The 26,333-nt window shown below is 70.6% G+C and carries 16 protein-coding genes and 3 tRNA genes; 9 read left to right on the plus strand and 10 right to left on the minus strand.

Features of this window, described 5'->3' with window-relative positions:
* Positions 1–208 precede the first annotated feature (208 nt).
* Both ACFFIC_RS21405 and ACFFIC_RS21410 read right to left on the minus strand, forming a co-directional pair.
* Positions 209–282: transfer RNA gene (locus ACFFIC_RS21405), tRNA-Gly, on the minus strand.
* A gap of 115 nt (positions 283–397) precedes the next feature.
* Positions 398–480: transfer RNA gene (locus tag ACFFIC_RS21410), tRNA-Tyr, on the minus strand.
* A gap of 158 nt (positions 481–638) precedes the next feature.
* Here ACFFIC_RS21410 and ACFFIC_RS21415 point away from each other — a divergent pair.
* From ACFFIC_RS21415 to ACFFIC_RS21425, 3 genes are all read left to right on the plus strand, one after another.
* Positions 639–1,865, plus strand: coding sequence for a TrmH family RNA methyltransferase (locus ACFFIC_RS21415; RefSeq protein WP_377054149.1), 1,227 nt, complete (start codon positions 639–641; stop codon positions 1,863–1,865).
* A complete protein-coding gene (locus tag ACFFIC_RS21420; protein ID WP_377054151.1) occupies positions 1,862–2,626 on the plus strand; it encodes a 2-keto-4-pentenoate hydratase in 765 nt (254 codons plus the stop codon). Before ACFFIC_RS21415 ends, ACFFIC_RS21420 begins: the two co-directional genes overlap by 4 nt.
* 121 nt (positions 2,627–2,747) lie before the next feature.
* Positions 2,748–3,014, plus strand: a complete 267-nt coding sequence (locus ACFFIC_RS21425) for a hypothetical protein (protein ID WP_377054153.1) — start codon at positions 2,748–2,750, stop codon at positions 3,012–3,014.
* A gap of 742 nt (positions 3,015–3,756) precedes the next feature.
* Here the strand turns inward: ACFFIC_RS21425 and ACFFIC_RS21430 are convergent.
* The 5 genes from ACFFIC_RS21430 to ACFFIC_RS21450 all read right to left on the minus strand — a co-directional run bounded on the left by ACFFIC_RS21430 (position 3,757) and on the right by ACFFIC_RS21450 (position 14,213).
* Positions 3,757–4,803 carry an NAD-dependent epimerase/dehydratase family protein gene (locus ACFFIC_RS21430; RefSeq protein WP_377054155.1) on the minus strand — a complete coding sequence of 349 codons (1,047 nt, stop codon included), beginning with the start codon at positions 4,801–4,803 and terminating at the stop codon, positions 3,757–3,759.
* Entirely contained in the window at positions 4,800–6,068 is a 1,269-nt protein-coding gene (locus ACFFIC_RS21435) for a glycosyltransferase family 4 protein (protein WP_377054157.1), read from the minus strand. The genes ACFFIC_RS21430 and ACFFIC_RS21435 overlap by 4 nt, the downstream gene beginning before the upstream one ends.
* Complete coding sequence (locus ACFFIC_RS21440) at positions 6,068–7,072, minus strand: glycosyltransferase family 2 protein (RefSeq protein WP_377054159.1); 1,005 nt, start codon at positions 7,070–7,072, stop codon at positions 6,068–6,070. Before ACFFIC_RS21440 ends, ACFFIC_RS21435 begins: the two co-directional genes overlap by 1 nt.
* A gap of 2 nt (positions 7,073–7,074) precedes the next feature.
* Complete coding sequence (locus tag ACFFIC_RS21445) at positions 7,075–11,511, minus strand: rhamnan synthesis F family protein (RefSeq protein WP_377054161.1); 4,437 nt, start codon at positions 11,509–11,511, stop codon at positions 7,075–7,077.
* Between the two features lie 224 nt (positions 11,512–11,735).
* Positions 11,736–14,213: a glycosyltransferase gene (locus tag ACFFIC_RS21450; RefSeq protein ID WP_377054163.1), complete on the minus strand. Its 2,478-nt coding sequence runs from the start codon at positions 14,211–14,213 to the stop codon at positions 11,736–11,738.
* A gap of 1,489 nt (positions 14,214–15,702) precedes the next feature.
* On the opposite strand from ACFFIC_RS21450, the gene ACFFIC_RS21455 reads away from it, so the two are divergent.
* Positions 15,703–15,834, plus strand: a complete 132-nt coding sequence (locus ACFFIC_RS21455; protein ID WP_377054165.1) for a hypothetical protein — start codon at positions 15,703–15,705, stop codon at positions 15,832–15,834.
* 93 nt (positions 15,835–15,927) lie between these two features.
* Here the strand turns inward: ACFFIC_RS21455 and ACFFIC_RS21460 are convergent.
* Positions 15,928–16,002: transfer RNA gene (locus ACFFIC_RS21460), tRNA-Thr, on the minus strand.
* A gap of 474 nt (positions 16,003–16,476) precedes the next feature.
* Between ACFFIC_RS21460 and uvrB the strand changes: the two genes are divergently transcribed.
* A complete protein-coding gene (gene uvrB / locus ACFFIC_RS21465) occupies positions 16,477–18,699 on the plus strand; it encodes an excinuclease ABC subunit UvrB (RefSeq protein ID WP_377054167.1) in 2,223 nt (740 codons plus the stop codon).
* A gap of 22 nt (positions 18,700–18,721) precedes the next feature.
* On the opposite strand, the gene ACFFIC_RS21470 is transcribed toward uvrB, so the two are convergent.
* Positions 18,722–20,482: a PAS domain-containing protein gene (locus ACFFIC_RS21470; RefSeq protein ID WP_377054169.1), complete on the minus strand. Its 1,761-nt coding sequence runs from the start codon at positions 20,480–20,482 to the stop codon at positions 18,722–18,724.
* Between the two features lie 237 nt (positions 20,483–20,719).
* On the opposite strand from ACFFIC_RS21470, the gene ACFFIC_RS21475 reads away from it, so the two are divergent.
* The 3 genes from ACFFIC_RS21475 to ACFFIC_RS21485 all read left to right on the plus strand — a co-directional run bounded on the left by ACFFIC_RS21475 (position 20,720) and on the right by ACFFIC_RS21485 (position 24,067).
* Complete coding sequence (locus ACFFIC_RS21475) at positions 20,720–21,499, plus strand: IclR family transcriptional regulator (RefSeq protein WP_377054171.1); 780 nt, start codon at positions 20,720–20,722, stop codon at positions 21,497–21,499.
* A gap of 79 nt (positions 21,500–21,578) precedes the next feature.
* Entirely contained in the window at positions 21,579–22,409 is an 831-nt protein-coding gene (locus tag ACFFIC_RS21480; RefSeq protein WP_377054173.1) for a VOC family protein, read from the plus strand.
* Between the two features lie 14 nt (positions 22,410–22,423).
* Positions 22,424–24,067: a bifunctional 3-(3-hydroxy-phenyl)propionate/3-hydroxycinnamic acid hydroxylase gene (locus ACFFIC_RS21485; protein ID WP_377054175.1), complete on the plus strand. Its 1,644-nt coding sequence runs from the start codon at positions 22,424–22,426 to the stop codon at positions 24,065–24,067.
* Here ACFFIC_RS21485 and ACFFIC_RS21490 read toward each other — a convergent pair.
* Positions 24,064–25,038, minus strand: coding sequence for a Bug family tripartite tricarboxylate transporter substrate binding protein (locus ACFFIC_RS21490; RefSeq protein WP_377054177.1), 975 nt, complete (start codon positions 25,036–25,038; stop codon positions 24,064–24,066). The genes ACFFIC_RS21485 and ACFFIC_RS21490 overlap by 4 nt on opposite strands.
* An 87-nt stretch (positions 25,039–25,125) precedes the next feature.
* On the opposite strand from ACFFIC_RS21490, the gene ACFFIC_RS21495 reads away from it, so the two are divergent.
* On the plus strand, positions 25,126–26,292 hold the full coding sequence (locus tag ACFFIC_RS21495; RefSeq protein ID WP_377054179.1) for an acyl-CoA dehydrogenase family protein: 1,167 nt from the start codon (positions 25,126–25,128) through the stop codon (positions 26,290–26,292).
* The last annotated feature ends 41 nt before the right edge of the window (positions 26,293–26,333 follow it).

Here is a 26,333-nt window from a genome sequence, read left to right on the forward strand (position 1 = left end):
ACATGGCCAATCGTGCCAATGTTGCAGTGCGGCTTGTTCCGCTCGAACTTCGCCTTACCCATGTTTGCGTCCGTCCTGTCCCTGCCAGGGGCGCGCGGCCCCCGCCTGCGTCGCAGGCTGTTTCAGCGTGCCTGCCGCGCAGGCTGTGTTGCGTGAACCATGTGGTGTTGGAAGCAGTGCCTCAGGCCGCGCCCCGTGGGGGGCCGGCTGGAGCGGGTGACGGGAATCGAACCCGCACAGCCAGCTTGGAAGGCTGGAACTCTACCATTGAGCTACACCCGCTGAGCCGGAAGAGCCACCGAACGGGGCCATCGACCCTGAAATGTCACGGCCCGAACGGGGCCGCCAGCGCGCACCACGCCAATCTGGCCAGCACACTGGCCGGGAGCAGGACACATGGAGGGGGTTGGATTCGAACCAACGTAGGCGCAAGCCAGCGGATTTACAGTCCGCCCCCTTTAGCCACTCGGGCACCCCTCCACAGGGTGTCCCCAACCCTGACGGGCGGGAGCCGGGGCACTATCCGAGAAGGTGGTGGCCTGTCAACGTGATGCGCGGCGCGGCGTGGCAGGGCGGGCGCATGGCAGCGGGCCGTGCATGGTGCTTGCGGCGGGCGCCGCGATTTGCAGGATGCCGCCATGTCTCCCCCCAGAAGGCCGCAGGGCCCGCGTTCCCCCGCTTCAGGCTCCGGCCCCGGCAACAGCCCCACCTTCGGGCCGAGCGCGCGGTCCGGCACGGGCCAGCCGCCCCGGCCGCGCGCCTTTGACGGCAAGCGCGGATGGAAGGGCGGCGAGGCGCCGGCCGAGCCGCGCGGCGGGACCGGCCAGGCACCCGGCAGGCCGGGCGGCTTCCAGCCGGCGGCCAAGCCCTGGGCCAAGGCGCCGGGCAAGAGCTGGAGCCGCTCGCCGGCCGAGCCGCGCCCCAACCGCCCGGGCGCGGATGCGGAAGCGCCCCGGCCGCCGCGCCCGCGCCACGCGGAGGCGCCTGATGCGGGCGGACGCGGCGGTCCGGGCGGGCCGCGCGGCGGGGCGGAGGGGTTCCGCGGCCCTGCCCGTGCCGAGGGCGGGCGCAGCTTTGGCGGCCCGCGCGCCGGGGCCGAGGGGCCGCGCCGCGAGTCCGCGGAGGAGCGGACGCCCGCCAACACCTTCTGGCTGCACGGGCTGCACGCGGTGGCGGCCGCCCTGCTGAACCCGCGGCGCCGGCTGCGGCGGCTGCTGCTGACCGCCGATGCGGAGGAGACGCTGACCGCGCGCCTGCCGCCGGGCACCTATGGGGCGCGCAAGCTGAGCGTGGAGCGGGTGGAGGACCGGGTGCGCTTCCACAGCTTCCTGCCCGAGGACGCGGTGCACCAGGGCGCGGCCATGCTGGTGGAGCCGCTGCCGGGGGTGGCGCTGGAGGACGTGCTGGCGGCCTCCACCGGGCCGGTGCTGCTGCTGGACCAGGTGACGGACCCGCGCAACGTGGGGGCGATCCTGCGCTCGGCCGCGGCCTTCGGGGCGGCGGCGGTGGTGGTGCAGGACCGGCACGCGCCGCCCGAGACGGGGGCGCTGGCCCGGGCGGCCTCGGGGGCGCTGGAGACGGTGCCGATGGTGCGGGAGGTGAACCTGGCCCGCGCCATCCGCAGCCTGCAGGACAAGGGCGTGTGGGTGATGGGGCTGGCGGGAGAGGCGAAGCGCACCCTGGCCGAGGCCAAGCCGACCGACCGGCGCGTGGGGCTGGTTCTGGGGGCCGAAGCCGGGGGCCTGAGGCGCCTTCAGCGCGAAACGGTGGACGAGATGGTGCGCCTGCCGATCGGCGAGGCGATGGAAAGCCTGAACGTGGCCGCGGCGGCGGCCGTGGCGCTTTATGAGCTCGGGCGGGCATGATGGACGCGGCGGAGCAAATCCTCTCGGAGCGGCGGGCCGGGCGCGGTTTCCCGGCGCTGGGGGCCGATGCGCCGGCCGACGTGGCGGCGGGCTATGCGCTGCAGTTCCGGCTGGCCCAGGCCATGGGCGCGGTGCCGCCGGCCGGGTTCAAGATCGGCGCGACGGCGCCGGGCATGCGGGCCTATCTCGGCCTGGAGCATCCCTGCGCGGGGTTCTGCCCGGCGGCGGGAATCCAGGAGCGGGCCGGGCGGTTCCGCCTCGCCGATTACGTTCGGCCCGGGGTGGAATGCGAGATCGGGCTGCGCCTGGGACATGACCTCGCCTTTGGCGAGCACGACCGCGACTCGGTGGCGGGGGCGGTGGAGCATGTTTTCGCGGCCATCGAGGTGGTGGACGACCGCTACGGCGACTTCCGGGCGGTCGGCGCGCCCGGGCTGATCGCGGACCAGGTGTTCCATGCCGGGGGCGTGCTGGGGGCCCCGGCCTCCGGCTGGCCGGGGCTGGACCTGCCGGCGGCGCGGGGGCGGCTGCTGGTGGACGGCGCGGAGCGGGCGCAGGGCACGGGGGCGGAGCTTCTGGGCCACCCGCTGGACGCGCTGGCCTGGCTGGCGGGATCGCCCGCCGCGGAACTGTTCGGGGGCCTGCGCGCGGGGCAGGTGGTGTTCCTGGGCTCCGTGACGCCGGTGGTGTGGCTGGAGGGACCCTGCGAGGTGGTGGTGGCCTTCGATCTGCTGGGCGAGGTTTCGGCGAGCTTCGCCTGACGCTCCGTGCCCATCGGGTGCTCAGCGGTTACGGCGGATTAACCGGCTGCGGCGAAACTGGCGCCGCACCCGGAAGGGGCTTGAACCCAGCGCCAGGAGGGCCGGAAGAGGACCCTCCCTCATGCATCCCCCCTTCCCTTTTCCCGGCGAACCCGCAGTGGGCGGCCCCCGGGCGTGGCACACGCTGCCGGACGAGGTCCAGCTCACCCTGTCGCGCGAGGCGCTGCGGCGTGCGGCGGAAACGCTGGCGGACCATGCGGAGCTGCTGGCCGCGGAGATGGAGGCCGGCGGCCTGCTGGACCAGGGCGGGCCGGAGGCGCTGCGCCTTTTCGCCGCCGTGGTGCGCGTGACCAACAAGGATGGCTTCGCAACCGTTGGAAACGCCTGAAGGAAAGCTCAGGGAGCCCCATGTTTTTCGAGGGTGCCGTGGGTCGTCGCCCTGGAAATTGTGCAGTGCAACATCCACCTTTGTCCTGGGAATGGGGAGGAACAGCAGAAGAGGTTCCGCCATGTTCGTCGTAAGCTCGTTGATCCTGGCCGGTCTTGTTGCTGCCCAGGTTTTTGCCCGCCGTGCCCAGGCGCAGTTCGAGGGGTTCCGCCACCTTCCCAAGGTGGCGCCCGGAAGCTGACCGGCCGGTTCTCCGGTGCTTTCCCCGGCGCCATCTGGCGGCGGGGACGGTGCCGGGTGACGGGAACGCCCCTCACAAAGGACGCCGGTCTTCCTTGCGCCAGGCGCCCCACCTCCCCGTGGGCCTAGCGCCTTATCGGGTCTTCATGGCGCATCCGCGTCGCAGGACTATCGCCGAGCGCGGATGCATGGCTGGCGGGAGGCGCCAGGCTACAATTGGCGCGCGCTGGCCGAGGCGGATATCGGGCGCTTCGAGCCGGGCATCGTGGGTGAACCGTGTTGGCGCATGCCTGAACGTCGCGCCGCAGAAGGGGCCAAGCCCCGCCGCGCCCGCAACGGGATCATTCCGGTTGAGAGGCCGGATTCCGTGCGGATCGTTGGACTGCGTACCGGCGGGCAATCCAGCGTGCCCGCAGGGTGGTTCGTGCAACACCGTCGCGTCGCGTGACACCAGGGATCGTCGCATCCACTTCCGGACCATCGGCCGGTAGCTGCCTGCGGCTCACCGGGACGGTTCCGCGCCGCGCGGGCCCTGCCATGCCGGCCGGGAGGTGCCCGCGATCCACTCCGCCGTACTGCGCAGGCCCTGCGTCCAGTCCGTTCGCGCGATCCAACCGAGTTCACGCTGGATCAACGACACGTCGAGAACATTGACGGGCACGTCCACCGCGCGACCCGGACGGAACAGGATCCCGGCATTTCCGGTGCCGAGCACAGCATCAACGGCAGCGATCACCTCCAGCACGGACCGGCCTATGCCGGAGCCGACGTTCAGCACCGAGTGCGCGCCCTCATAGGCTGCCGCGCGCAGCATGGCGTCAACGAGGTCATCGACATGGAGGAAGTCCCGCACCACGCCGCCGTCACCCCAGACCTCCACGGGCTGGCCGGACAGGCGCCGCTGGATCAGCGCCGCGATCAGGCCCTGGCCCCGGTCGGGTATCTGAAACGGTCCGTAGGGGTTCGCCACGCGCAGCACCATGACCTGCAGGCCGTGCCGGTAGGCCTGAAGGCCCAGGTGCTTCTCCACCATGAGCTTGTGGATGCCATAGGCCGAGATCGGGTCCGTCGGATGGGTCTCGCTGATCGGAAGGCTTCGCGGCACGCCATAGACCGTGCCGCCGGAGGAGATGAAGACGATCCGCCGCACGCCTGACGCCCGGCACAGGGCGATGAGGTCGAGCGAAGCGGCCACGTTCGTGCGCAGGTCCTCGGCAGGGTCGCGCTCCGCATGTGCGGGGATGCTGGCGCCGAGAAGATGGAACACCGTGCCGACCCCATCGAGCGCCGCGGCCAGCCGGGCGCGGTCGGAGAACTCGGCGACGGTCCAGCGCATCGGCGGCAAGGCGGCTGAGAAGGCGGGCGCGCGACCGTAGCCACGCACCGGCACGCCGGCGGCGCTCAGGGCACGGCAGAGATTCGTTCCGATGAAGCCGCCCGCCCCCAGCACGAGGCATTCCATGCCGCCCAGGGCTGGTCCCGGGCGGACGGCGCCTGCCGGAGCCTGGCCTGTCAGGATGGGGGCGCCAGGATCCGGATGCTCGCTCAAGACGGCCCTCTGAGAAACCTCTCCATCTCACCCGCCATGCGATCGAAGGTGAACCGCCGTCCCGTCGCCTGGCCCCCGGCGGCCACCCGCGCGCGAAGGCTCCCATCCACCGCAAGGCGGGTGATGGCACGGGCAAGGTCGGCCGCGCTGTCTTTGTCGAACAGCAGGCCGGATTCGCCGTCCCGCACGATCTCCGGATTCCCGCCCACTCGCGATGCGATGGTCGGGATGCCGCAGCCAAGGGCGTGGATGAGGGTGAGGGAGAAAGGTTCGTAAAGGGAGGGAAACAGGTAGATGTCGTGCGCGTCGAACAGCGCGGGCAATGCATCCTCCGGCACCGTCGGGCGCATCTCGATCTGCGCGGCCCGGCCGCTTTGCTCCACCGCGCTCGTGAAGCGGGCCATGTAGGCCTCGTCCTGGCTGTCGCCGACGATGGTCAGCATGATCCGGCCGACACCCAGCACGGAGGGATCGAGCAGGGTCAGTGCCTCCACCGCCGTGTCCGCCCCCTTCAGGTCCACCAACCGCCCGGCGAAGAGAAGGCGCAGCGTGCCAGGCTCCGCGAGGTGCGTCCGGTCCGGCACCGTGCTCGGCGCACGCGCGGCCTGGCGGACACCGTTGTGGATGACGCGATGGGTGCGGAACGAGGAGCCGCCGGCGGCGTAAAGGTCACGCATGAAGACGGAGCCGAAGATGGCCTGGAGCTGCCGGGGCGGCTCCGATCCGGCCAGGCGCTGCAAGGCCCGCTTCGCCCGGCCGGCCATGGCGCGCCAGGCGGGAGGCGCAGGGGGCGGCACGAAGGTCGTACCGCCATGAACAACGTCGCGGAAGAAGTTGCTGACGAAGGCCGGGTTGCGCATCACCAGCAACCAGTTGTCCGTGAGCATCACGACGGTGCGGTAGGGACTGGCCTCGAGTGCCGCCAGGATCGATGCGTCGAGGAAGAAGAGGTTCCAGGCGAAGACCACGTCCGGTCTCACCTCGTCCAGCACGCGCGCCAGCGTCGCGAGGTTGCGGGCGGCGACCAGGGCGCGATCCTCGGCGGTGCCGGGAAAGGGCGTGTAGACATTGGCGCCGACCAGCAGCTCCAGCTCCCGCAGGATGCGCTGGTTGGGATAATCCGCAACCGCGTCCCCGAAGGTGCTGGTGAGCACGGTCACCGCGTGCCCGCGCGCGGCCAGTTCGGTCGAAACCTCATGGCACAGCCTCTCGTAGCCGCCGACGACATTGGGCGGGTAGAGGTTGCTGAGGACCAGGATCCGCATCAGGCCCAGCCCACCAGCCGTGCCCGGAACGCCTCGTCCGCCAGCAGCGGCCCGCTGTCCAGCCGGCCGCCGCCGTTGCGGCGCAGATAGGCCATGCAGGGGTGCACCGCACGGGCCAGCTCGTGGCGTCTCAGCACCTCCTCCATTTCTCCGGCAGCGTTCCAGTCAGGCTCCGGCGCGTCCGGGCGGTCCCAGAGGAGGGTGAGGTAGGCGGCGGTGGAAGCCGCCCATTCCGATCGCACCCGGCGATGATCCTCGGAGATCGTGTTGCTGCCATGAAGGCGGTAACGCAGCAGCGTCTCCCCCAGCAGCGCGATGCGGTGCCCGAGCGCGAGGGCGCGCAGCGCGAAGTCCAGGTCATGCGTGTAGCGCAGCGCCGCGAAGTCCCCGATCGCCGCGGTGAGGCCTCGGCGGAAGAGGAAGTTGGAGGTGGTCATCAGGAAGTTCGCGTTGACCAGCGCGGTACCCATGTCGCGGCCGGCGCGGAAGGCCATGGCCTCGGCGTACCAGTCGTTGGCTACGGCCGCCCCTTCCCCGTCCATGAAGGCGATGCCCGAGGCCGCGATGTCCGCGCCGGGATCGGCATCCAGCGCGAGCGCGAGCGTGTCGAGCCGCCCGGGCTCATACAGGTCGTCCGAGTTCAGGATCGCGACGAACTCGCCGGTGCAGTCCCGCAGCCCTGCGTTGATGGTGGCATGGGCCCCCTGGTTCGCCTGGGTGCGGAAGCGAATGCGCGGGTCGCGCGCGGCCAGCCCCGCCATGACCCGGGCGGAGTCGTCCGTCGATCCGTCGTCGATCACCACCAGCTCGCGCAGCACCGCGCCCTGGCCCAGCACGCTCTCGATCGCCGGCCCGATATAGGAGGCGTGGTTGTACAGCGGCACGACGACGGAGACGCGCGCGACGCCCGCCGCCCCGCCGACCGTTGCGGCTGCGCCCGGAAACTGGTTCGGGGCGGAGGCAGCGGCCGGGACGGGCGTGCGCCGCCGGAAAGGGCCGAACACGCTCAGAACCCCCGCTGGGCGAGCCGCTGGCTCAGCCCGGGGGGCACCCGCGTCACCATCGGCGCCGGCTCCGTTCGCACGGGCAGCAGCACGGGGCCGGTGAGAACCACCGCGTGCTCACCCAGGAAGCGGTCCAGCGCCGCGGGGCTGCCCACCGCGACCATCCTGTCCGTGTCGGCGTAAAGGGCGGGCTGAGCGACCTTGAGCCAGGCATGGCCGCTCCGCTCGCAGGCGAGGAAGTACAGCCGCTCGATCGCGTGGGCCGGGGTATGGTCCAGCTGCGCGCCCTCCTTGGGGAAGTCGTCGAAGGTCAGGCCAAGGTCGAGCAGCGGCTTGAGCGCGGCCGGGCGCGCCCAGAACATGGAGCCCGACGGGAAATCGAGCGCGCGCACCGGCGACAGCGCGATCCCCATCCGCCGGGCCAGGCCCTGCGCCACCTCGTAGTTGCCGTTCCAGCCCAGCCAGCGCCGGATGCCTTCGTAGTGCTGCGGCGCGACCATGCCGAGCTGCGGCAGCCGCGCGAAGGCGTCGAGGATGCTGGACACGGCGGCTTCGGAGCCGAGCAGGTTCTCGAACAGGAAGCCGCGCCAGGGCGCCAGGAACGCCGCGTGGTCCGATTTCTTGGAATGCAGGTGGAGCACCAGGTCGTGGTCCGCATGGGCGTCCGCGAAGCCCACCAGCTTCGGCGCGATGTCGCGCCCGCGGTTGGGCACCACCCGCAGCTCCACGCGCCCGCCCTCCCAATCCGCGAAGGCTGCGCGGATCGCCTCCGCCTTGCCCTCCGTGTCGGTCGAGAGGAAGACATTGGCGGGTAACGGCAGGTTGCGGAGGTAGGAGCGCACCTCCCGCCCGATCTCGGGATGGTACAGGTGGCAGATCACGGCGATCCGCGGTGCGGGTGCCTCCAGCGGCGGGAAGCCGAAGGGGATGGCCAGGCTGTAATCGGCCGTGGCGGGCCGGCTGGTGTTCGGCTCCGGCGCGGCCGCGGGTGGCGGCGCCAGGCGGCGCTCCGCCTCCACCACCGCTTCGGGCCGGCGTCGCGTGACCGGGATCCCCTTCACCAGGTCGCGCACGGTGCGCGCGAAGACCTCGGGGGCCGCATCCCGCCGCACCCGTTCCAGGGCGTTGCGGCGCACCTCCTCCCACAGGCCGGGATCGCCGTAGAGGCGCGCGCAGGCTTCGGCGAAGCCGGTGGCGTCCTCGGCCACCAGCACCTCCCTCCCATCCTTCCAGCCGAGCTGCTCCGCGATCAGCGGCGTGACAACCATGGGAATGCCCAGCGCCGCGGCCTGCAATGCCTTGAGAGGGATCCCGGCGCCGATCCGGCTGGGCACGACCATGATCCGCGCATCGGCCAGCCCGGCCCGCAGGTCGTCCACCATGCCCTTCAGCTCGAGCGACGCGCCCTCCAGCGCCAGCACGCTCGGCGCCTTCACCATGCCGATGACGGTCAGCCGCGTCGCCTCGCCCAGGCTGCGCCGCAGCACGGGCAGGACATCCGCCGCGAACCAGCGCACCGCGTCGGCATTGGGCGCTTCCTCAAAGCCGATGGCGCCGAGGAAGACGATCCGGTCGCGCTCCGCATAACCAGCCGGCAGCGGCTCGTCCGCCAGGGCATGGCTGAGGACGCGCACGTCCTTCGCGCCATAGGTCTCCAGCGTCTCCGCGTCGCCCGGGGAGACGGAGATCACCGATTGCGCCAGCCGCGTCAGCGCGACCTCCTCGGCCACCATCGCGTGGCGCTCCTCGTCCGGCACCGGATCGCCGTTGGCGCTGCGGCGCTGCAGCGCGCGGGTCACGAAGAGCGCCTCCGCGTCGTAGATCACGCGGGCGGAACCGATCAGGTCCAGGTCCGTCCCGACCGCCTCCTCGAAGGACAGCATGTTGGGCGGGCGGCAGACGATGATCGCATCGAAATGCCCGCGCCGCGCCTCCAGGTAGGGGCGGATCTGCGAGGCCTCGGCCGCGATCAGCACCTCGATCCGCTTGTCCAGCGCGCGGCGCACCCCCGGCCAGGTCTCGGGATGGCGCCAGGCCGGGAACAGCGTGACATCGGCCCCGGCCCGCAGCAGCTCGTGCAGCAGGAGGTTGGAGCGCGGGTAGCCGCTGCCCAGCTCGACCTTGGGCACGCGGTCCTCGATCACCAGCACGCGTGGGCGGCCGGACCGCGCGGTGCGGGCGGCGATGACGTTCACGGGGTCCAGGGGGAACTGCCCCTCGAGCCATTCCTGGTGTTGCTGCGCGAAGATGCGGTGATTTCCCCCTTGCAGCGCCAGGGCCTCGGCGGAGGAGGCCGAGCTGCCGAACTCGTAGTGGATGATCGCGACATCCGGGTCGAAGACCACCCGCAGCCCGCTTTCCCACAGGCGCAGGCAGTAGTCGGTTTCCTCGTAATAGGCCGGGGCGTAGCGCTCGTCGAAGCCCCCCATCCCTCGCCACGTCTCCGCCGGCGTCAGCAGGAAGGCGCCCGAGCAGAAGTCCACGTCGCGCTGGAACATGAAGTCCGGCGCGTTCGGATCCGCCCCCCGGCCATAGCCGGCGGCGGCGCCGTTCCGCCAGATGATGGACCCGGCCTCCTGCAGGGTGCCGTCCGGCAGGATGATGCGCCCGCCGACCGCGCCGATGTCCGGCGCGGAATCGAGCGTGCGCAGGGCGGAGGCGACGGCACCGGGGAGGAGCTGCGCGTCGTTGTTCAGGAGCAGCAGCGCGCGCCCGGTGGCCGAACGCGCCGCCTGGTTCACGCCCTTGAGGAAGTGCAGGTTCACCGGGCTGCGGATCACCGTCGCGCCCTCGATCCGGTCCAGCAGGGCCGCGGTCTGGTCGGTGGAGGCATTGTCGAGGATCACCACCTCCACCCCGACATCGCCGCCGGACAGAGTTTCGGCGATGGAGCCGAGGCAGCCGAAGGTCAGCTCCGCCTGGTTGAAGAGCACCAGCAGGATGGTGACGTCGGGCTCGGCCGCGCGCGGCAGGCGGAGCGTCGCGGAGCTGGCCAGGAAGGCATCGAGCCGGGCCGAGAGCGTGACGCGCATCGCCGCCTTCGCGCTCATCGACTCCCCTGTCATGGCCGCGGGCGCGGCCTCCGGCTCGGCGCTCGGTGCCGGCTGGACCGGCGGCGGCGGCGCGGGCAGGGCTGGCGCGGGGGCCGGGCGCAGGCGCCCTTCCCGCAACAGGCGGACGCCGACGCGCAGCGGCCGCGTCAGCCGCCAGGAGGTGGAGCCGACATACTGGCGGATGACGGCCTGAACGGCTTCCTCCGTCTCCGCCCGGGCGCGATCCAGCGCGAAGGCCAGCGCGTCCCGCTCCCGCTGGGCCTGGACGACCCGGCGCTCGGCGTCGCGCCGCTCCTCGCGCAGGCCGGCCAGGGCGCCTTCGCGCTCCTGCCGCTGCGCGGCGATGCTGGCCGAGAGCTGCATGGCGAGCGCGTCCCTCGCCGCGATGATCCGGTCCCGCGTGGCCAGGGCCGCGGCGCGCGCCGCGGCGGTGTTGCCCAGATGCGCGATCATGGCGTCCTTCGCCGCCACCTCCTCGCGCAGCGCGCCGACCAGTTTCGCCTGCCAACCGGCTTCCTGCGAAGCCCGTTCGGCCTGCTGCCGGGCCTCCAGGAAATCCTCCTCGGACAGACGCGCGACCTCCGCGCCGAGACCCGTGACCCGTGCGGTGAGCTCGGCGATATGAGCGTCCTTGGCCGCCATCTCCGCCCGCAGATCCAGGATGTCGGCCTGGCGCTGGAAGGCCTCGCCCCGTGCGGCGATCCGGCGGCGGAAGGCCGCGGCCGCATCGGCCCCCAGCCCATAGAGGGACCGGAGCGCCGGCTCCTGTTCCGGGCCGACGCCGAGCACGCCAAGGCCATTGGAGTGATCGAAGGCGAAGCTGGGATATTGCGCGCGCAGCTCCTCCCACAGCCGCCAGACACCGAAGCCGCGCTCGCGCACGTTGATGTCGTGGAACAGGACGACGCCGCGCGCGGACAGGGCGGAGCGCCAGGTCTCGAAATCGTGCCGGACCGCATCGTGGCTGTGCAGGCCGTCGATATGGAGCAGGTCGATGCCGCCCCCGGGCGCGCCGTCCGGGAAGTAGGCCCGTGCGTCGTCGAATGTGGTGCGGATCAGGGTGGAGAACTGCGCGAAGTGGGCGGCGTTGAAGGCGGCGACGTCGGCATAGACCGCCTCCCCGTAGTGGCCCGCATGCTCGTCGCCCTGCCAGGTGTCGACGGCGAAGGCGCGCGCCCCGGGACAGAACATGTTGATGGCCTGGCAGAAGGCGAAGTACGAGTTCCCGGAATGGGTGCCGAGCTCGACCAGGCTGGTGGGGCGGAGCGTCTTGATGAGCCAGAAGGCAAAGGGAATGTGCCCCGCCCAGGGGCCGGGATGGGCGAGCCGGACAGGGTCCCAGGTCAGTTCATCGCCCGTTATGGGACCTTCGGTCTGATCCGGCATACCTTGAATCCGCCCTCCCCCGTCAGTCTTCCGGGACCCCCGAGATCGGGCCGGACGGCGGCGGGTTATAACGACTCCCGGTCCGCAGCACAAAGCGGCCACCTGCCGCGGGAAGCCGGGCGCGCACTGGTTCAGCGGCCATGCCGATGGCAACGGCGGCCATGAGCCGGCCTGTTGCTTGCCGCGCCGTTCACGCCGCCGGCGTTCACCTCCGTGATCGCGCTCTACAGCCCGATCTGCTGCAGCAATGCGTCCAGCCGGTCCCGCCACCGCGACGGCGACAAGGTATCCGCCGCATAGGCCAGGCCGCCGGCCGAGAGGCGGTTCCACAGCGCCTCATCGACATAGGCATCGCGCAGGCGCGCCGCGAATGCGGCCGGCTCGTTCTCCACCAGAACCCCCGCGTTCTCCGACAGCAGCATGCCTTCGGCGGCGATGGCAGTCGCGATGCAGGGGACACCCGCGGCCAGGCTGGAGGCCACCTTCCCCTTCGCTCCCGCGCCGAAACGCAGCGGCGCGACGGTCAGGCGCAGCCCCTCGAACCAGGGGGCCGTATCCGGGACATGTCCCAGGGCCCGCACCTGCCCCGGCACGCCATCCAGCAGATGGGCGGGAAAATCGGGACCGACGATGGTCATGCCGAGCTCCGGCATGTCCCGGATGACGAGGGGCCAGATCTCCTTCAGGAAATAGCGCATGGCATCCACGTTGGGCGCGTGGGCGAAGCCACCGATGAAGCCGATGCCGGACCGCCCCGCGAAGGATGTGACGGGTGGCGCAAGAGGCCGCGCAAGCGGCAGATCGACGACCAGCAACTCCGGCATCGTTTCGCGGAGAAGGCTGAGCTCGGCCCTGGACACGACAATGGTCGCGTCGCTGGCCCGCATGACCTCCTCCTCGCGCCTCTGCACCTCGCGCGCGATGCCGAGGGCCGCTTCCGTGCCCTCGAGTTGTGCTTGGCGCTGCACCCTCAGGAAGTTGAGATCGATGGTGTTGAAGACGATGCGCGCCTTCCGCGCGTGCTGGAGTGCGGGCTCCAGGAAACGGCCACCGGAATAGACGCGGCAGAGCACGCACAGGTCGAGCGTCGCCCCCTCCCTTGCGAGGAATTCCTCGACGGAAGCGGCATCGGAAGGAAGCAGGCACCGGATACCCGCGCGGATCAGCGCGTCCCGCGCCGGCCAGTCTCCGTCGTGCTCGAGTGCCGCGGCGAGAACGACATCGAAGCCCAGATGGCCAAGCGTCTCGACCAGATGGACGATGTCGACCGAGCCCGCATCGCGGTCGGGCTGGGGCCAATGGTCGTCGATCACGATCGCATGCCCGCGCGGGGCCGAGGAAAGCTCGGACGCTGTGGTTCCGGCGGAAGGCGTGCCGCTTCTCAGCCGCCAGATGACCTTCCGGACGGTGGGCGGAAGGGTGCGGTAGGTTTGCTGGAGCTTCCGGTAGGCGCGGTGCGCCGGCGCGCTCTCCAGGCGGTGGATCTCGGCGCGCAGCGAGGCGATTTCTTCCTGTGCGTGAGCCAGGCGTCTGCGATCCCGCCGCAGCTGGGCCGTGAAGATCGGCTGCCGGATCTCGTCCCCTGCCGCGGAGGCACCCTCCAGGCCCGCCTGGCAAAAGGCCGGCGGCTCAGACGCGGGCCGAGCGCCGGCTCCATCGTCGGCTTCGCCGAACCAGGCATCGGGAACACTCGCGGTGCGGTTGGGATAGCTGCGGGCCGGGTCGAACGGCAGCCTGCCCTCCTTCCACCCATCGGCCAGATAATGCGCGAGAAGGGACGGGCACGCCCCGGCTTTCACCGCAGCGACGACATCGGGATAGTTCCCGGCGTACCAGGCGGCGTCAAAGCCGAGCGATCCCGCCTCGTCCTGAGCCTCCTGCTCCGCGCCGGGAAGCGGCAGGGGAATGCCCGGTCGGTCGAGCGGCGCGGCGGCCCTGCCCCGAAGCTGGCTGGGGCTGGCCCGGCGGATCACCAGCACGTCCTGGTGCTGGTCCCATCCGCGCTCCTGGTAGGATTGCAGACGCAGGCAGCTCCCGGCGAGCTGGGTTTCGTACCACACCCGCGCCGCGAGCGAGATTCCGTAATCGGGGCTACCGTCATAACCGCGATAACCGTAGCCATGCGTCAGGTACTGGGTGATCAGGCCACGGGCGGCCTGTTCGCCAAGTCCATAGTTCCAGGAGCGCAGCCGATCCGCCACATACTCGCTGTGGCTGGTCACGACGAGGCGGGAATCCGGCCCCATGTGGCGCGCCGCGAAGTCGAGGAATTGCCGGGTCTGGTGCTCCGGCAGATGCGTCAACAGGGAGCCGACCCAGATTAGATCGAAGGAGCCGTCGAGTTGCAGATCCCGAAAGTTGGGCTTGGAGTAGACCCCCCGCGCACGGAAGGTCGCCGATGCGAAGTCTACTCCTGCCCGGTCGAGGTCGCAGACCGTAATCGCCGCGGCCGGATACTGGGCACGCAGGACGCGCGTAACGCGGCCGAAGCCGCAGGGCAGGTCGAGGATGGTGCGCGGCGTCGGCGCACCCTGCAACGCCGCCTTGATCACGTCGAGCGCTGAAAGGCCGACCTGGAGGTAGTGTTCTCCGCTGCCGTCAAACATGGTGTCCTGATGGGACAACTGCGTATTGAGATTCTGTAAAGGGAACCCGGAAGGTATATTTAGAGAGGACATTGTTCCGGCCAGCTTTTCACGCATGCTCCTAACACGCGTCCGATGATACTGCCAGAACGTACGCACTCTTGAACGCCTGACCTAAACTGTTCCACCTCCTTGGAGATCGGGTGTGTAAAAAGGTCGGGGCGCCGCGTGTGGCGGACGGCGGTTCAATGCGCTGGGTTGAACGCGCCGACGGCAGGCACCGTCGGCTTGGCCCGGCAGCACGGCAGCACGGCAGCACGGCAGCACGGCAGCCGGCGTGAGCGGCCTTGCCACCTTCAACGACACCGCATCGGAGTTTCGTTGAACTTCACTGGCGCGAGGTTCACCGGCATGTTCGGTGCTGACGATGCTCAGGGCTGCAGACGGCCGCTCTGCGTCCGCTCTGGAAGCATCAACACCGCGGCTGCCCCCGTCTCCGAGCCCGCCTCGATGGCGCTGTCCGGCGTCGGCCCGGCTGGACCCGGCGCGAGCGAGCCGTCTGGAACGACGAACCCCCGCTCTGAGGGGGAGCGGGGGCCAGTCAGGACACGATCGGGAAATAGCGCCTACCCCGGCGCCAGCATTAACCTATGATCCGGTTGCGCGCGACACAACCGGCGCGTGCAATCGTTCCGCAAAGACATCGCGCCGGGCGAGGTATTGGGAGCGGCATTCCCTGTCGGGCCGCTTCGTGACACGGGTCCGGCCCTTGGCTGTCCCTTCAACGTCACATGGGGCGGCGGCAATCTGCCTTGTAGCGATTGAAGTGGGCGAACTCGTCAGCCCACTTCAACAGAACGGTCGCTCGGTCGCTGACACAACGTATCGCAGCGCTCCCGCTCCATGACCCTGGAGACCGTCGCCTCCGTGAGCAGCGATGCTGCCCCCGTCAGGCTCTCCGCCGTGCCCGCCTGACCAGCGGCTCAGCCCGCCACGATACCACCGTCCCTACACCAGGCGTTGGGACACGACCCTCCAGCGCCCTATCACCAGCCGGACGGAAGTGCGGGCTGGCGGCGGCCGCGTGGTCTCCGCATGGCCGGCAGCACCTTTCTCTTCATGCTCTCGCTCATCAGGCTTCCCACCGACGAAAGCCGGGGCGGTGTGCCGGCCCGCACTTCCAGAAGATGCACCCTCCCCGCGGTGTACGCATCCTCTGCACACACGAACCCTTCGAGAGAGGTCGCCAAATTCTGAACCCCCGTGGAAAGCCGCCATGCCCAGGCTCGGGCGCCGTACCCTCGGCGCTCCACGATGACCTGAAGCTCGTTCAATCCTTGATCGCCTTGCATGCCAACCCCCAATTGTCGGCTCCCCAGCCGACATCTCACTGAACAGTGAGCGGGGGCTGGTCTCAAGAATCGTTTGGTCAGGAAGTGTCTATTCGGTGGCAAGGCGGAACAAGGAGACCTGCGCAGGGGTCTGTGCCCGGCATTCGCAGGGGAAGATCACCCGGGCACCGAGGCGTGGATGCAAACCTCCATCAGGTCTGCGCGAGTTGCCGAAAGCCAGTCGCTGCCTGGGCCGGAATGCCGGAAACTGGTGAATGCTGCCGGCTCATTGCTGGCCCGAGCAAACCGTGTGTTGGCGGCTCGGCCGCTTCGCCCGGCAGCCGCTGTTCCGCGGGGCCAACGGCGTGGCCCAGATGATGTACCGCGAGGCGACGCGGGTTTCCTGATCCGGGCATTCGGCCATGCCCGGCACACTCAACTGAACCCGGCACCTCACCCACGGAAAAGGGCTGGCTCGCCAGTATTTCAGGAGCTTGGCGTGGTGCCGGGTGAGGGGATCGAACCCCCGACCTTCGGTTTACAAAACCGCTGCACTACCGCTGTGCTAACCCGGCCCGAGGCGCCCTATAGCAAGCGGCCGGGGCGGTGTCTCCCAGTGGCTTGCTTGCCACGGCTTCCACGAGCGCTCCCCTTCCCCACACTGCCTCTTCTCCCCCGGTTGCCCGCGGAACTCGCGCGGCTCAACCACGTGCCGCGCCGCGGCGGCGGCCATCTGGGGCGTCCGGCAGAGCCGGTCTCGTGGCTTCCGCGCTGATGGTCCTGGTCTTCGCCTTACGCTGGGCCTGCGCTTCCGCGTGGCTCCCGCGGTGCCGTGGTGACCACCCGGTTGACCGATGGTGTTCCAAGATGGGTCTCCTGCGGGCAGAAATCCCTTTGTCCGGGAGGCGCCGGTCGCCCGAACCTCCCGGTGCTCACCACCGGGCGGCATCCGGCGTGAAGCGTGCGCGGGTGGTCCTCGCCTGCCATGCTCTCGAGTACGGCTGAAGAAGGCTGCAAGGGCGGAGGTTCCTCCCTATCTTAACGGGGCCATGGACACCCTCCCGTCGACCCTCTTCGCCCCCATTCGCCGGCCCGCGCCCGCGGGAGGGCAGGCTCTCAAGGTCGTGTCGCCCTATGAACCCGCGGGCGACCAGCCCCGGGCGATCGGGGAGCTCGTCGAAGGACTGAAGGGCAGGAGCGAGCGCGACCAGGTTCTGCTGGGCGTCACCGGCTCGGGCAAGACCTTCACCATGGCCAAGGTCATCGAGGCCGTGCAGCGGCCCACCCTGATCCTGGCACCGAACAAGACCCTGGCCGCTCAGTTGTACGGTGAGATGAAGTCGTTCTTCCCGGACAACGCCGTGGAATACTTCGTTTCCTACTACGACTACTACCAGCCGGAAGCCTATGTCCCGCGCACGGACACCTACATCGAAAAAGACGCCCAGATCAACGAGCAGATCGACCGGATGCGGCACTCCGCCACCCAGTCGCTGCTGGAGCGGCGGGACGTGATCATCGTCGCCTCCGTGTCCTGCATCTACGGCATCGGCTCGGTCGAGACCTATGGCAACATGACGGTGAAGCTGGAGCTGGGCGGGCACATCGCGCGCGAGCTTCTGCTGAAGGCGTTGGTGGAGCTGCAATACCGGCGCAACGATGCGGCCTTTCAGCGCGGCACCTTCCGGGTTCGCGGGGAAACGGTGGACGTGTGGCCCTCCCACCTGGAGGACCGGGCGTGGCGGATCTCCCTGTTCGGCGACGAGGTGGACGGGCTGCGCGAGTTCGACCCGCTGACGGGTGAGGTGGCCGGGGAGATGGAGCGGGTCGCGATCTACGCGAACTCGCACTACGTGACGCCACGGCCGACGCTGATCCAGGCGATCCGGGACATCAAGATCGAGCTGCGCGAAACGCTGGCGCGGCTGCAGGCCGAGGGCAAGCTGCTGGAGGCGCAGCGGCTGGAGCAGCGCACCACCTTCGACATCGAGATGATGGAGACCACCGGGGTCTGCAAAGGCATCGAGAATTATTCCCGCTACCTGTCGGGGCGCGGACCCGGGCAGCCGCCGCCGACCCTGTTCGAGTACCTGCCGGAGGGCGCGCTGCTGATCGTGGACGAGAGCCACGTGACGGTGCCGCAGATCGGCGGCATGGCGCGGGGGGACTTCGCGCGGAAGTCGGTGCTGGCGGATTTCGGCTTCCGCCTGCCCTCCTGCCTGGACAACCGCCCGCTCAAGTTCGAGGAATGGGAGCAGTTCCGGCCGGAAAGCATCTTCGTTTCCGCCACGCCCGGCTCCTGGGAGATGGAGCGCACGGGCGGCACCTTCGCCGAGCAGGTGATCCGCCCGACCGGGCTGATCGACCCGCCGACCGAGATCCGCCCCGTGGAGCGGCAGGTGGACGACCTGCTGGCGGAGTGCCGGGAGGTGATCAAGCAGGGCGGGCGGGTGCTGGCGACCACGTTGACCAAGCGCATGGCCGAGGACCTGACGGAGTACATGACGGAGACGGGCATCAAGGTCCGCTACCTGCACTCCGACGTGGACACGCTGGAGCGGATCGAGATCATCCGCGACCTCCGGCGCGGCGTGTTCGACGTGCTGGTGGGCATCAACCTGCTGCGCGAGGGGCTGGACATCCCGGAGTGCCGGCTGGTCGCCATCCTGGACGCGGACAAGGAGGGCTTCCTGCGCTCCACCACCTCGCTGATCCAGACCATCGGGCGGGCGGCGCGCAACGCCGAGGGGCGGGTGATCCTCTACGCGGACCGCATGACGGACAGCATGCGCCGCGCGATCGAGGAGACGGACCGGCGCCGGGCCAAGCAGGTGGCCTACAACAAGGCGCACGGCATCACGCCGCAGACCATCCGGCGCGACATCTCGGACGTGCTGCAATCCGTCTACGAGCAGGATTACGTCACCGTGGAGGCGGTGGAGAACGACGCTTCCGCGAACTTCATCGGGCACAACCTGCGCGGCAGCATCACCGAGCTGGAGCGCCGGATGCGGGCGGCGGCGGCGGACCTGGAGTTCGAGACGGCGGCGCGGCTGCGCGACGAGATCAAGCGGCTGGAGGCGCTGGAGCTGGGCCTGGACGCGCCGCCGCCCTCGGGGACCGAGGCGCGGGCCCCGGTGCAGGGCTCGGTGCGGGCCAAGGGGGACTGGAAGCCCAAGCCGCTGGGGCCGGGCGGGGGCGGCTACGACCCCGACAAGCGCTCCACCCGCACGGCCTCGCGTGGAGCGCCGCGGCGGAAGAAGGCGGGCTAGGGGCGCCCACCACCCCGCCGCATCATGCCTCGTGCCGGGGGCCGCGGTCCTCGCGGGGGGGCCGGGCGACGACCGGCACAGAGCGCTGGTCGAGCGCCGCGCGCACGCGATCGGTCAGCTCCGCGCGCAGATAGGGCTTGCCCAGCACATCCATCGACGCCGTGCGCGGGGCCTCTGCCACAAGGTCCTCGTTGTAGCCGGTGGTGAAGAGCACGGCGACGCCGGGCACGCGCCGGCGGACCTGCTCGGCCAGGACGATGCCGTTGACGCTGCCTGGCATCAGGATGTCCGTGAAAAGCAGGTCGATGCTCTGGTTTTCCGGATGGTCCAGCAGGTCCAGCGCCTCGTCGGCGCTGCGGGCGGAAAGGATGCGGTAGCCGAGGATGCCCAGGTGCTCCATCGCCAGCGTCAGCACGTCCTCGCTGTCATCGACGATCAGGATGGTTTCCCCCGAGCGCGCCTTCTGCGCCTCGGTCTGGCGCGGGCGTGCGGAAGGCGCGATGGCCTCCACCTGGCTGGGCGCGGCGGGGAAGAGCATGCGGATGGTGGTGCCGCGCCCTTCCTCGCTCTCGATCTCCAGGCGGCCGCGGGACTGCTGGACGAAGCCCTGCACCATGGCGAGCCCGAGCCCGGTGCCCTTGCCCACGCCCTTGGTGGTGAAGAAGGGTTCCGTCGCGCGCTCACGGATGTGGGCGGGCATGCCGCTGCCCTCGTCGGTGACGCCGAGCACGAGGAATCCGGTCTCGGACGCCCCGTCTTCGGACGGCATGACGGAGGTGGAAATGGTCATGGCGCCGCCCGAGGGCATGGCGTCGCGCGCGTTGATCACGACGTTCAGCAGCGCCATCTCGAGGTGCACGGGGTCCACCAGGGTGGAGGGCAGGCGCCGGCGCAGGTTGAACTGCAGCTCGACCCGGTTGCCCACCGTGCTTTCCAGCATGTCGCCGAAGTCGTTGACCAGGGCGGTGAGGTTGACGGGTCTCGGGTCCAGGTGGGTCTTGCGGGCGAAGGCGAGGAGCTGCTTGGTCAGGCGGGCGCCGCGTTCGAGCGCCTGGCCCATGCGGTCGGCATAGCGCTGCAGGTTCCGGTCGTTCAGGCGGGCGCGAAGGATCTCGAGGTTCCCCGCCGCCACCAGCAGCAGGTTGTTGAAGTCATGCGCCAGGCCCGCGGTGAGCTGGCCGATGGACTCCATCTTCTGCGCCTGCCGGAAGGCCTGTTCCGAGGTGCGGCGGCGCGTCACGTCGAGCTGGGAGGCGAAGAAATAGATCAGCCGGCCGGAGTCGTCGTGCACGGGTGCGAGATAGACGCCGTTCCAGAAGGGCGTGCCGTCCCGCTTGTAATTGAGCAGCTCCACCGAAACGGCGTGACCCTGGGCGATTCCCTCGCGCAGTTCCGAGACCTTCTCGCGGTCTGTCTGGGCCCCCTGGAGGAAGCGGCAGTTGCGGCCGATGATCTCGGCCTCCGCGTAGCCGGTCAGGTCCTGGAAGGCGCGGTTGGCGAAGACGATGGGGTTGTCCGGCAGGTTGGGATCGGTCAGCACCATCGGCATGCGCGTCATCTCGACGGCGGCGAAGAAGATGTTGCCGCGTTCGTCCAGGCCGGGGCGGGAGATGGTGGCTTCCTGCCAGTGCCGCAGGCCGGGCCCGCCGGTGGGCGGGAGGGTTTCGCCCTCCAGCTCGCCCCTGGCGGGAACGCCGCTGCTCTGCTGATCGCCCTGGCCCTGGAAGTCCCGTTCGGGAAGGGTGTCGCGGGGGTCCGCTTCGTCTGCGCTCGTCCGGTCCACGGGGCCCCTCTGCCATCGGCAAGTTCTTAAGATATGTTAGTTAAGCTGATAACGCCGGGTGGCGATCCCCGGACGCATCTTGATTCGGATGCGGCACGTCTTTCCGTATCGTCTGGTGGCGCGGCCATGAGTGGCGTGGCGCCGGCGCTTTGCCGGGGGATGGCGGCATGGCCTATGGATGGAGCGGAGCGCCGGCCCGCCCGCCCGGGCGCGCGGCCAAGGGCATGAGGCGTCCCCATGGCGGGTCCGGACCGCACCATCAGCGTGCTGAAGCTGTTCACCCTGGAGCGGCCGGCCTGGACGGTGGAGCGGCTGGCGGCGGCGCTGGGCGTTTCGGCCAGCAGCGCCTACCGCTATGTCGCCGTGCTGACGGAAGCCGGGCTGCTGACGGGGGCTGGCGGCGGCGCCTATGTGCTGGGCCCGGCCTTTATCCAGTACGACCGGCAGATCCAGTTGACCGACCCGCTGCTGCAGGCCTCCCGGCCCGTGATGGAGGAGATCCTGCGCCTGGCCCCGGCGGGAAGCACCGTGCTGCTGTGCCGCCTGTTCGGCGAAACGGTGCTGTGCATGCAGCAGGTGGCCGGACGGCAGGCGGGCGATGCGCTCAGCTACGAGCGGGGGCGTCCGATGCCGCTGTTCCGTGGCGCGACCTCGAAGGTGATCCTGGCCTGGCTGCCCTCGCGGGAGGTGCGGCGGATCTTCGAGACCCACCGGGCCGAGATCGCGGCGAGCGGACTCGGGGCGGACTGGGCGGGGTTCCGGAGCGCGCTCGGGCGGATCCGGCGAGCGGGGCACGAGGTCAGCCATGCGGAACTGGATGCGGGACGAACCGGGATCGCCATGCCGATCCTGGACGAGGGGCGGCGGGTGCTGGGTAGCCTGAGCTTCGTGATTCCGGCGGCGGAGCAGGCGGCGGTGCCGCGGCTGGTACCCGTCCTCGTGGCCGCGGCCAGGGGGATCGAGAGAGCCATGGGGCAGAGCACGGCAGCCGGGCTGCCCATCGAACACTACAACTGATTTCGCACAATATGGGAAAATTGCTTTGACTTGATTTGGCCCTTTCTCACACTGTGTGGGTGAACGAGGGGGAACGGGCATGTCCACGGCCGTCAGCGCGGGTGCCTACCTGCACCACATGCAGATGCTGAGCGGCGACCCCGCGAAGCTCGCGGGCTTCTACGCCGATGCGCTGGACATGGCGGCGCGCCCGGTGGAGGGCGGCTGGATTGCGGAAGGCCCGGGGCGGCAGGTGCTGTTCGCGGAAGGGGAGGAACGCAGGCTCGGCTACTGCGCCTTTGCCTGCCGGGACGCGGAAGGGCTGGCGGCCATCAGGGCCCGCGCCGAGGGGCACGGGGCGCACATCCACCCCTCTCCCAGCCCGCTCTTCGGCGCGGAGGCCTTCGGCGTGCGCGACCCGGACGGCAATCTCGTCGTTTTCGGGCTGAGCCGCGGGGAGGTGCGGCGTGCTGGGCTGCCAGGGCCGTTGCAGCACCTGACCCTGGCCACGCCCGATCCGGAGGCGATCGAGGATTTCTACGTGGGCACGCTCGGCTTTCTCACGAGCGACTATGTCCGCGACGCCGTGGGGGCGGTGCAGACCTGCTGGATGCGCTCCAATCACGAGCACCACACCCTCGCCTGCTTCCGCCACAGCCGGCAGGGGATCGACCATCACAGCTACGAGGCCGGGGACTGGTCGCTGATCAAGGACTGGTGCGACCGCATGGGCGAGCGGCGCATCCGCGTGATCTGGGGCCCCGGGCGGCACGGGCCGGGCAACAACCTGTTTGTTTTCATCGAGGACCCGGACGGCAACTGGATCGAGATCAGCGCCGAACTGGAGGTGGTGCGCGATCGCGCGCCGATGGATTGGCCGCACGAGGAGCACACGCTGAATTCCTGGGGCCGCGGCATCCTGCGCGGCTGAGAAAGGAAGCGGCGATGGAAGCGGCGCGCCATTATCCCGTGGCGGTGATCGGTGCGGGACCGATCGGGCTGACGCTGGCGAACCTGCTCGGGCGGCTCGGGGTGGGGGTGCTGCTGGTGGAGCGCAACGCGACCACCGTGCAGGAGCCGAGAGCGGTTTCCATCGACGACGAATCGCTGCGGGCCATGCAGGCGGCCGGGGTGGTGGAGACGGTGCTGGGCGGCGTCGTCGCGGGCTATGGGTCGCACTACTACACGCGGCCGGTCGCGGGGCGGCGCATCCGCTTCGCGCGGGTGGAGCCCACCGGGCGGCCCTACGGCTATCCCCGGCGCAACGCCTTCCGCCAGCCGGTGCTGGAGGGGCAGTTGCGGGACGCGCTGGGGCGCTTCTCCGGCGTGGAGGCGCGGTTCGGGTGGCGGCTGCTGGACTATGCCCAGGACGCGGCGCGGGTGTCGCTCTCGCTGGAGGGGCCGGACGGGACCGCGGCGGCGGTGACCTGCGACTACCTGGTCGGCTGCGACGGCGCCGCGAGCCGGGTGCGGGAGGCGCAGGGCGTGGCGCTGGAGGGCACCACCTTCGACGAGCGCTGGCTGATCCTGGATCTGGAGAACAACGAGAACACGACGGCGCACACGGAGGTGTTCTGCGACCGCCGCCGCCCCTGCATCACGCTGCCGGGGCCGGACCGCACGCGGCGCTTCGAGTTCAAGCTGCTGCCGGGCGAGACGGACGAGGACCTGCTGGCGCCGGAGATGGTGGAAAGGCTGCTCCGCGACCACGGCGCGGACCGGCGGGCGACGCTGCGGCGGAAGGTGGTTTATCGCTTCCACGCGCGCGTGGCGCCGCGCTGGCGCTTCGGGCGGGTGTTCCTGGCGGGGGACGCGGCGCATCTGACGCCGCCTTTCGCGGGGCAGGGCATGAACAGCGGCATCCGGGATGCGCAGAACCTGGCCTGGAAGCTGGCGGCGGTGCTGGAGGGGCGGCTGGGGCCCGCGCTGCTGGACAGCTACGAGCGGGAGCGGCGCGACCACATCTGGCAGATGGTGCGGCTGGCGCTGCGCATGGGGCAGGTGATGGCGCCGCGCAGCCGCCTGCACGCGGCGCTGACGCAGGGGGCCTTCCTCGCGCTCAACATCTGGCCGCCGGCGCGGGATTACGTGGCGCAGATGCGCTACAAGCCGCCGCCGCGCTTTCACGAGGGCTTCCTGGTGCCGGACGGCCTGGGGCGGGCTTCCCTGGTGGGGCGGCTGCTGCCGCAGCCGCGGGTCCGGCTCGCCGACGGGCGGGAGATGCTGCTGGACGAGGTGCTGGGGAACCGCTTCGTGCTGCTGGCGCGGGGGGAGGACCCGGGCGCGCTGATGCGGCCGGACCGGGGTGCCCTGGAGCGGCTGGGTGCCCTGCGGGTGCTGGTGGTGCCCTCCGGCACTGCCATGCCGGTGGCTGGCGGGGTGGCTTGCGTCGCGGAGGTGGAGGGCGGGCCCTTTGCCGCGGCGATGGCGCCCTATGCGGGACGGGCGCTGCTGCTGCGGCCGGACCACTATGTGGCGGCGAGCCTTGCCTCGGGCGATGGCGGCGCGGTGGTGGAGGCGCTTGTCGCGTCCGCCGGCGGCGCGGCCCCTGCCCTGCCGGCCGCCACCCTCGCGGCGGGCGGCGCCTAACCTTCCAGCCGGACGTTGGCGTTCTGCGCCACCTCGCGCCACTTGGCGATCTCGGTGCGAACAAAGGCGGTGGCCTCGTCCGGGGTCTGGGGCGCCGGGGTGCCGCCCATGGACACCATGCGGGCGGCGAAGGCGGGATCGCGCAGCAGGGCGGTGGCGTCGGCGTTGATGCGGGCGATGATGGGGGCGGGCGTGCCGGCGGGAACGCAGAGGCCGGCCCAGCCGATGGCCTCGTAGCCTGGCAGGGTCTCGGCGATGGCCGGGACCTCCGGCATCTGGGTGGCGCGCCCGGCGGAGGTGACGCCGATTGCCTTGATGCGGCCGGCACGGACATGCGGCAGGGCGCTGGCGACGCTGTCGAACATGGTGGGGATGTTGCCGGCCAGCAGGTCCGCCATGGCCGGGCCGCTGCCGCGATAGGGCACGTGCGTGAGGCGGATGCCGGCGCGGGAGGCGAAGAGTTCCGCCGACATGTGCTGGGAGGTGCCCGGCCCGCCGCTGCCGTAGTTGATGCCGCCGGGATCGGCCTTGGCGGCCGCTATAAGCGCGGGCACGTCGGCCGGCGCGAAGGAGGGGTGCGCCACGATCACCAGCGGCACGGTGAACACGGTGGTGACATAGGCGAAGTCGCGCTCGGCGTCGTAGGGCAGGTTGCGGATGACGCTGGGATTGATGCCGTGCGTGCCGCTGGTGGAGACGAGCACCGTGTAGCCGTCGGGCGCCGCGCGGGCGCCGGCCTCGGTGCCGACAACGCCCGCGCCGCCCGCGCGGTTCTCCACCACCACGCGCTGGGGCCACCTGGCGGACAGCGCCTCGGCGAGGAGGCGGGTGATGGTGTCGCTGGCCTGGCCCGGGGGGAAGGGCACGAGGAAGCGGACGGGGCGGCCGGGCCAGTTCTCCTGCGCCGCCGCGGGCAGGGCCGGCAGGGCGAGGGTGGCGGCCAGGAGGGCGCGTCGGCTCGAGGGGGTCATGGCGTTGCCTCCGGGGATGGTTCGTGCCGGGATGGGCCAGGGGCGGCCGCGCGGTCAAGGGACGCGGCCGCGGGGAAGGAAGCGCCCATGGATTTTGCCGAAACGCCGGAGATCGAGGCGCTGCGGGAGGCGGTGTCGCGCATCTGCGCGCGCTTTCCCGATGAATACTGGCTGCAACGGGACCGAGAGGGCGGGTTTCCGGTGGAGCTGCACCAGGCGCTGGCGGCGGATGGGTGGCTGGGGATCTGCATTCCCGAGGAATACGGGGGCGCGGGGCTCGGCATCACCGAGGCGGCGGTGATGATGCAGGCGATCTCGGAATCCGGGGCGGGCATGTCGGGCGCCTCGGCCGTGCACATGAACATCTTCGGGCTGAACCCGGTGGTGGTGTTCGGCACGGAGGCGCAGAAGCGGCGGATGCTGCCGCCGCTGGTGCAGGGGCGGGAGCGCGCCTGCTTCGCGGTGACGGAGCCGGATGCGGGGCTGGACACCACGCAGCTGCGCACGCGGGCGGAGCGGCGGGGCGACCGCTACGTGATCCACGGGGAGAAGGTCTGGATCTCCACCGCGCAGGTGGCGGAGAAGATGCTGATCCTGGCGCGGACCACGCCGCTGGAGCAGGTGCGGCGGCGGACCGAGGGCCTGAGCCTGTTCTACACCACGCTGGACCGCGCCCGGGTGACGGTGCGCGAGATCGGGAAGATGGGAAGGAAGGCCGTCGATTCGAACCAGATGTTCATCGACGGGCTGGAGGTGCCGGAGGAGGACCGGATCGGGGAGGAGGGGCAGGGCTTCGCCTGCATCCTCCATGGCCTGAACCCCGAGCGGATCCTGATCGCCTCCGAGGCGCTGGGGCTGGGGCGGGCGGCGCTGGCGCGGGCCACGGCCTATGCGAAGGAGCGGCGGGTCTTCGGGCGGCCAATCGGGCAGAACCAGGGCATCCAGCACCCGCTGGCCGAGAACTGGATGGAGCTGGAGGCGGCGGGGCTGATGGTGCGCCAGGCCGCCTGGCGCTACGACCGGGGGATGGATTGCGGGGCGCAGGCCAATGCCGGGAAATACCTGGCGGCCGAGGCGGCGCTGCGCGCCTGCCAGCAGGCCGTGATGACGCATGGCGGCTTCGGCTACGCGCAGGAATACCATGTGGAGCGCTTCCTGCGGGAGGTGATGATCTGCCGGATCGCGCCGGTGAGCCCGCAGTTGATCCTGTGCCACATCGCCGAGAAGGTTCTGGGGCTGCCGAAGTCCTACTGAAACCAGCCGCCACGGGCAGCCTTGTAGCGGCAGCGCAGACA

The sequence above is a fragment of the Muricoccus vinaceus genome (assembly GCF_042433125.1).
GTDB lineage: Bacteria > Pseudomonadota > Alphaproteobacteria > Acetobacterales > Acetobacteraceae > Roseomonas > Roseomonas vinacea.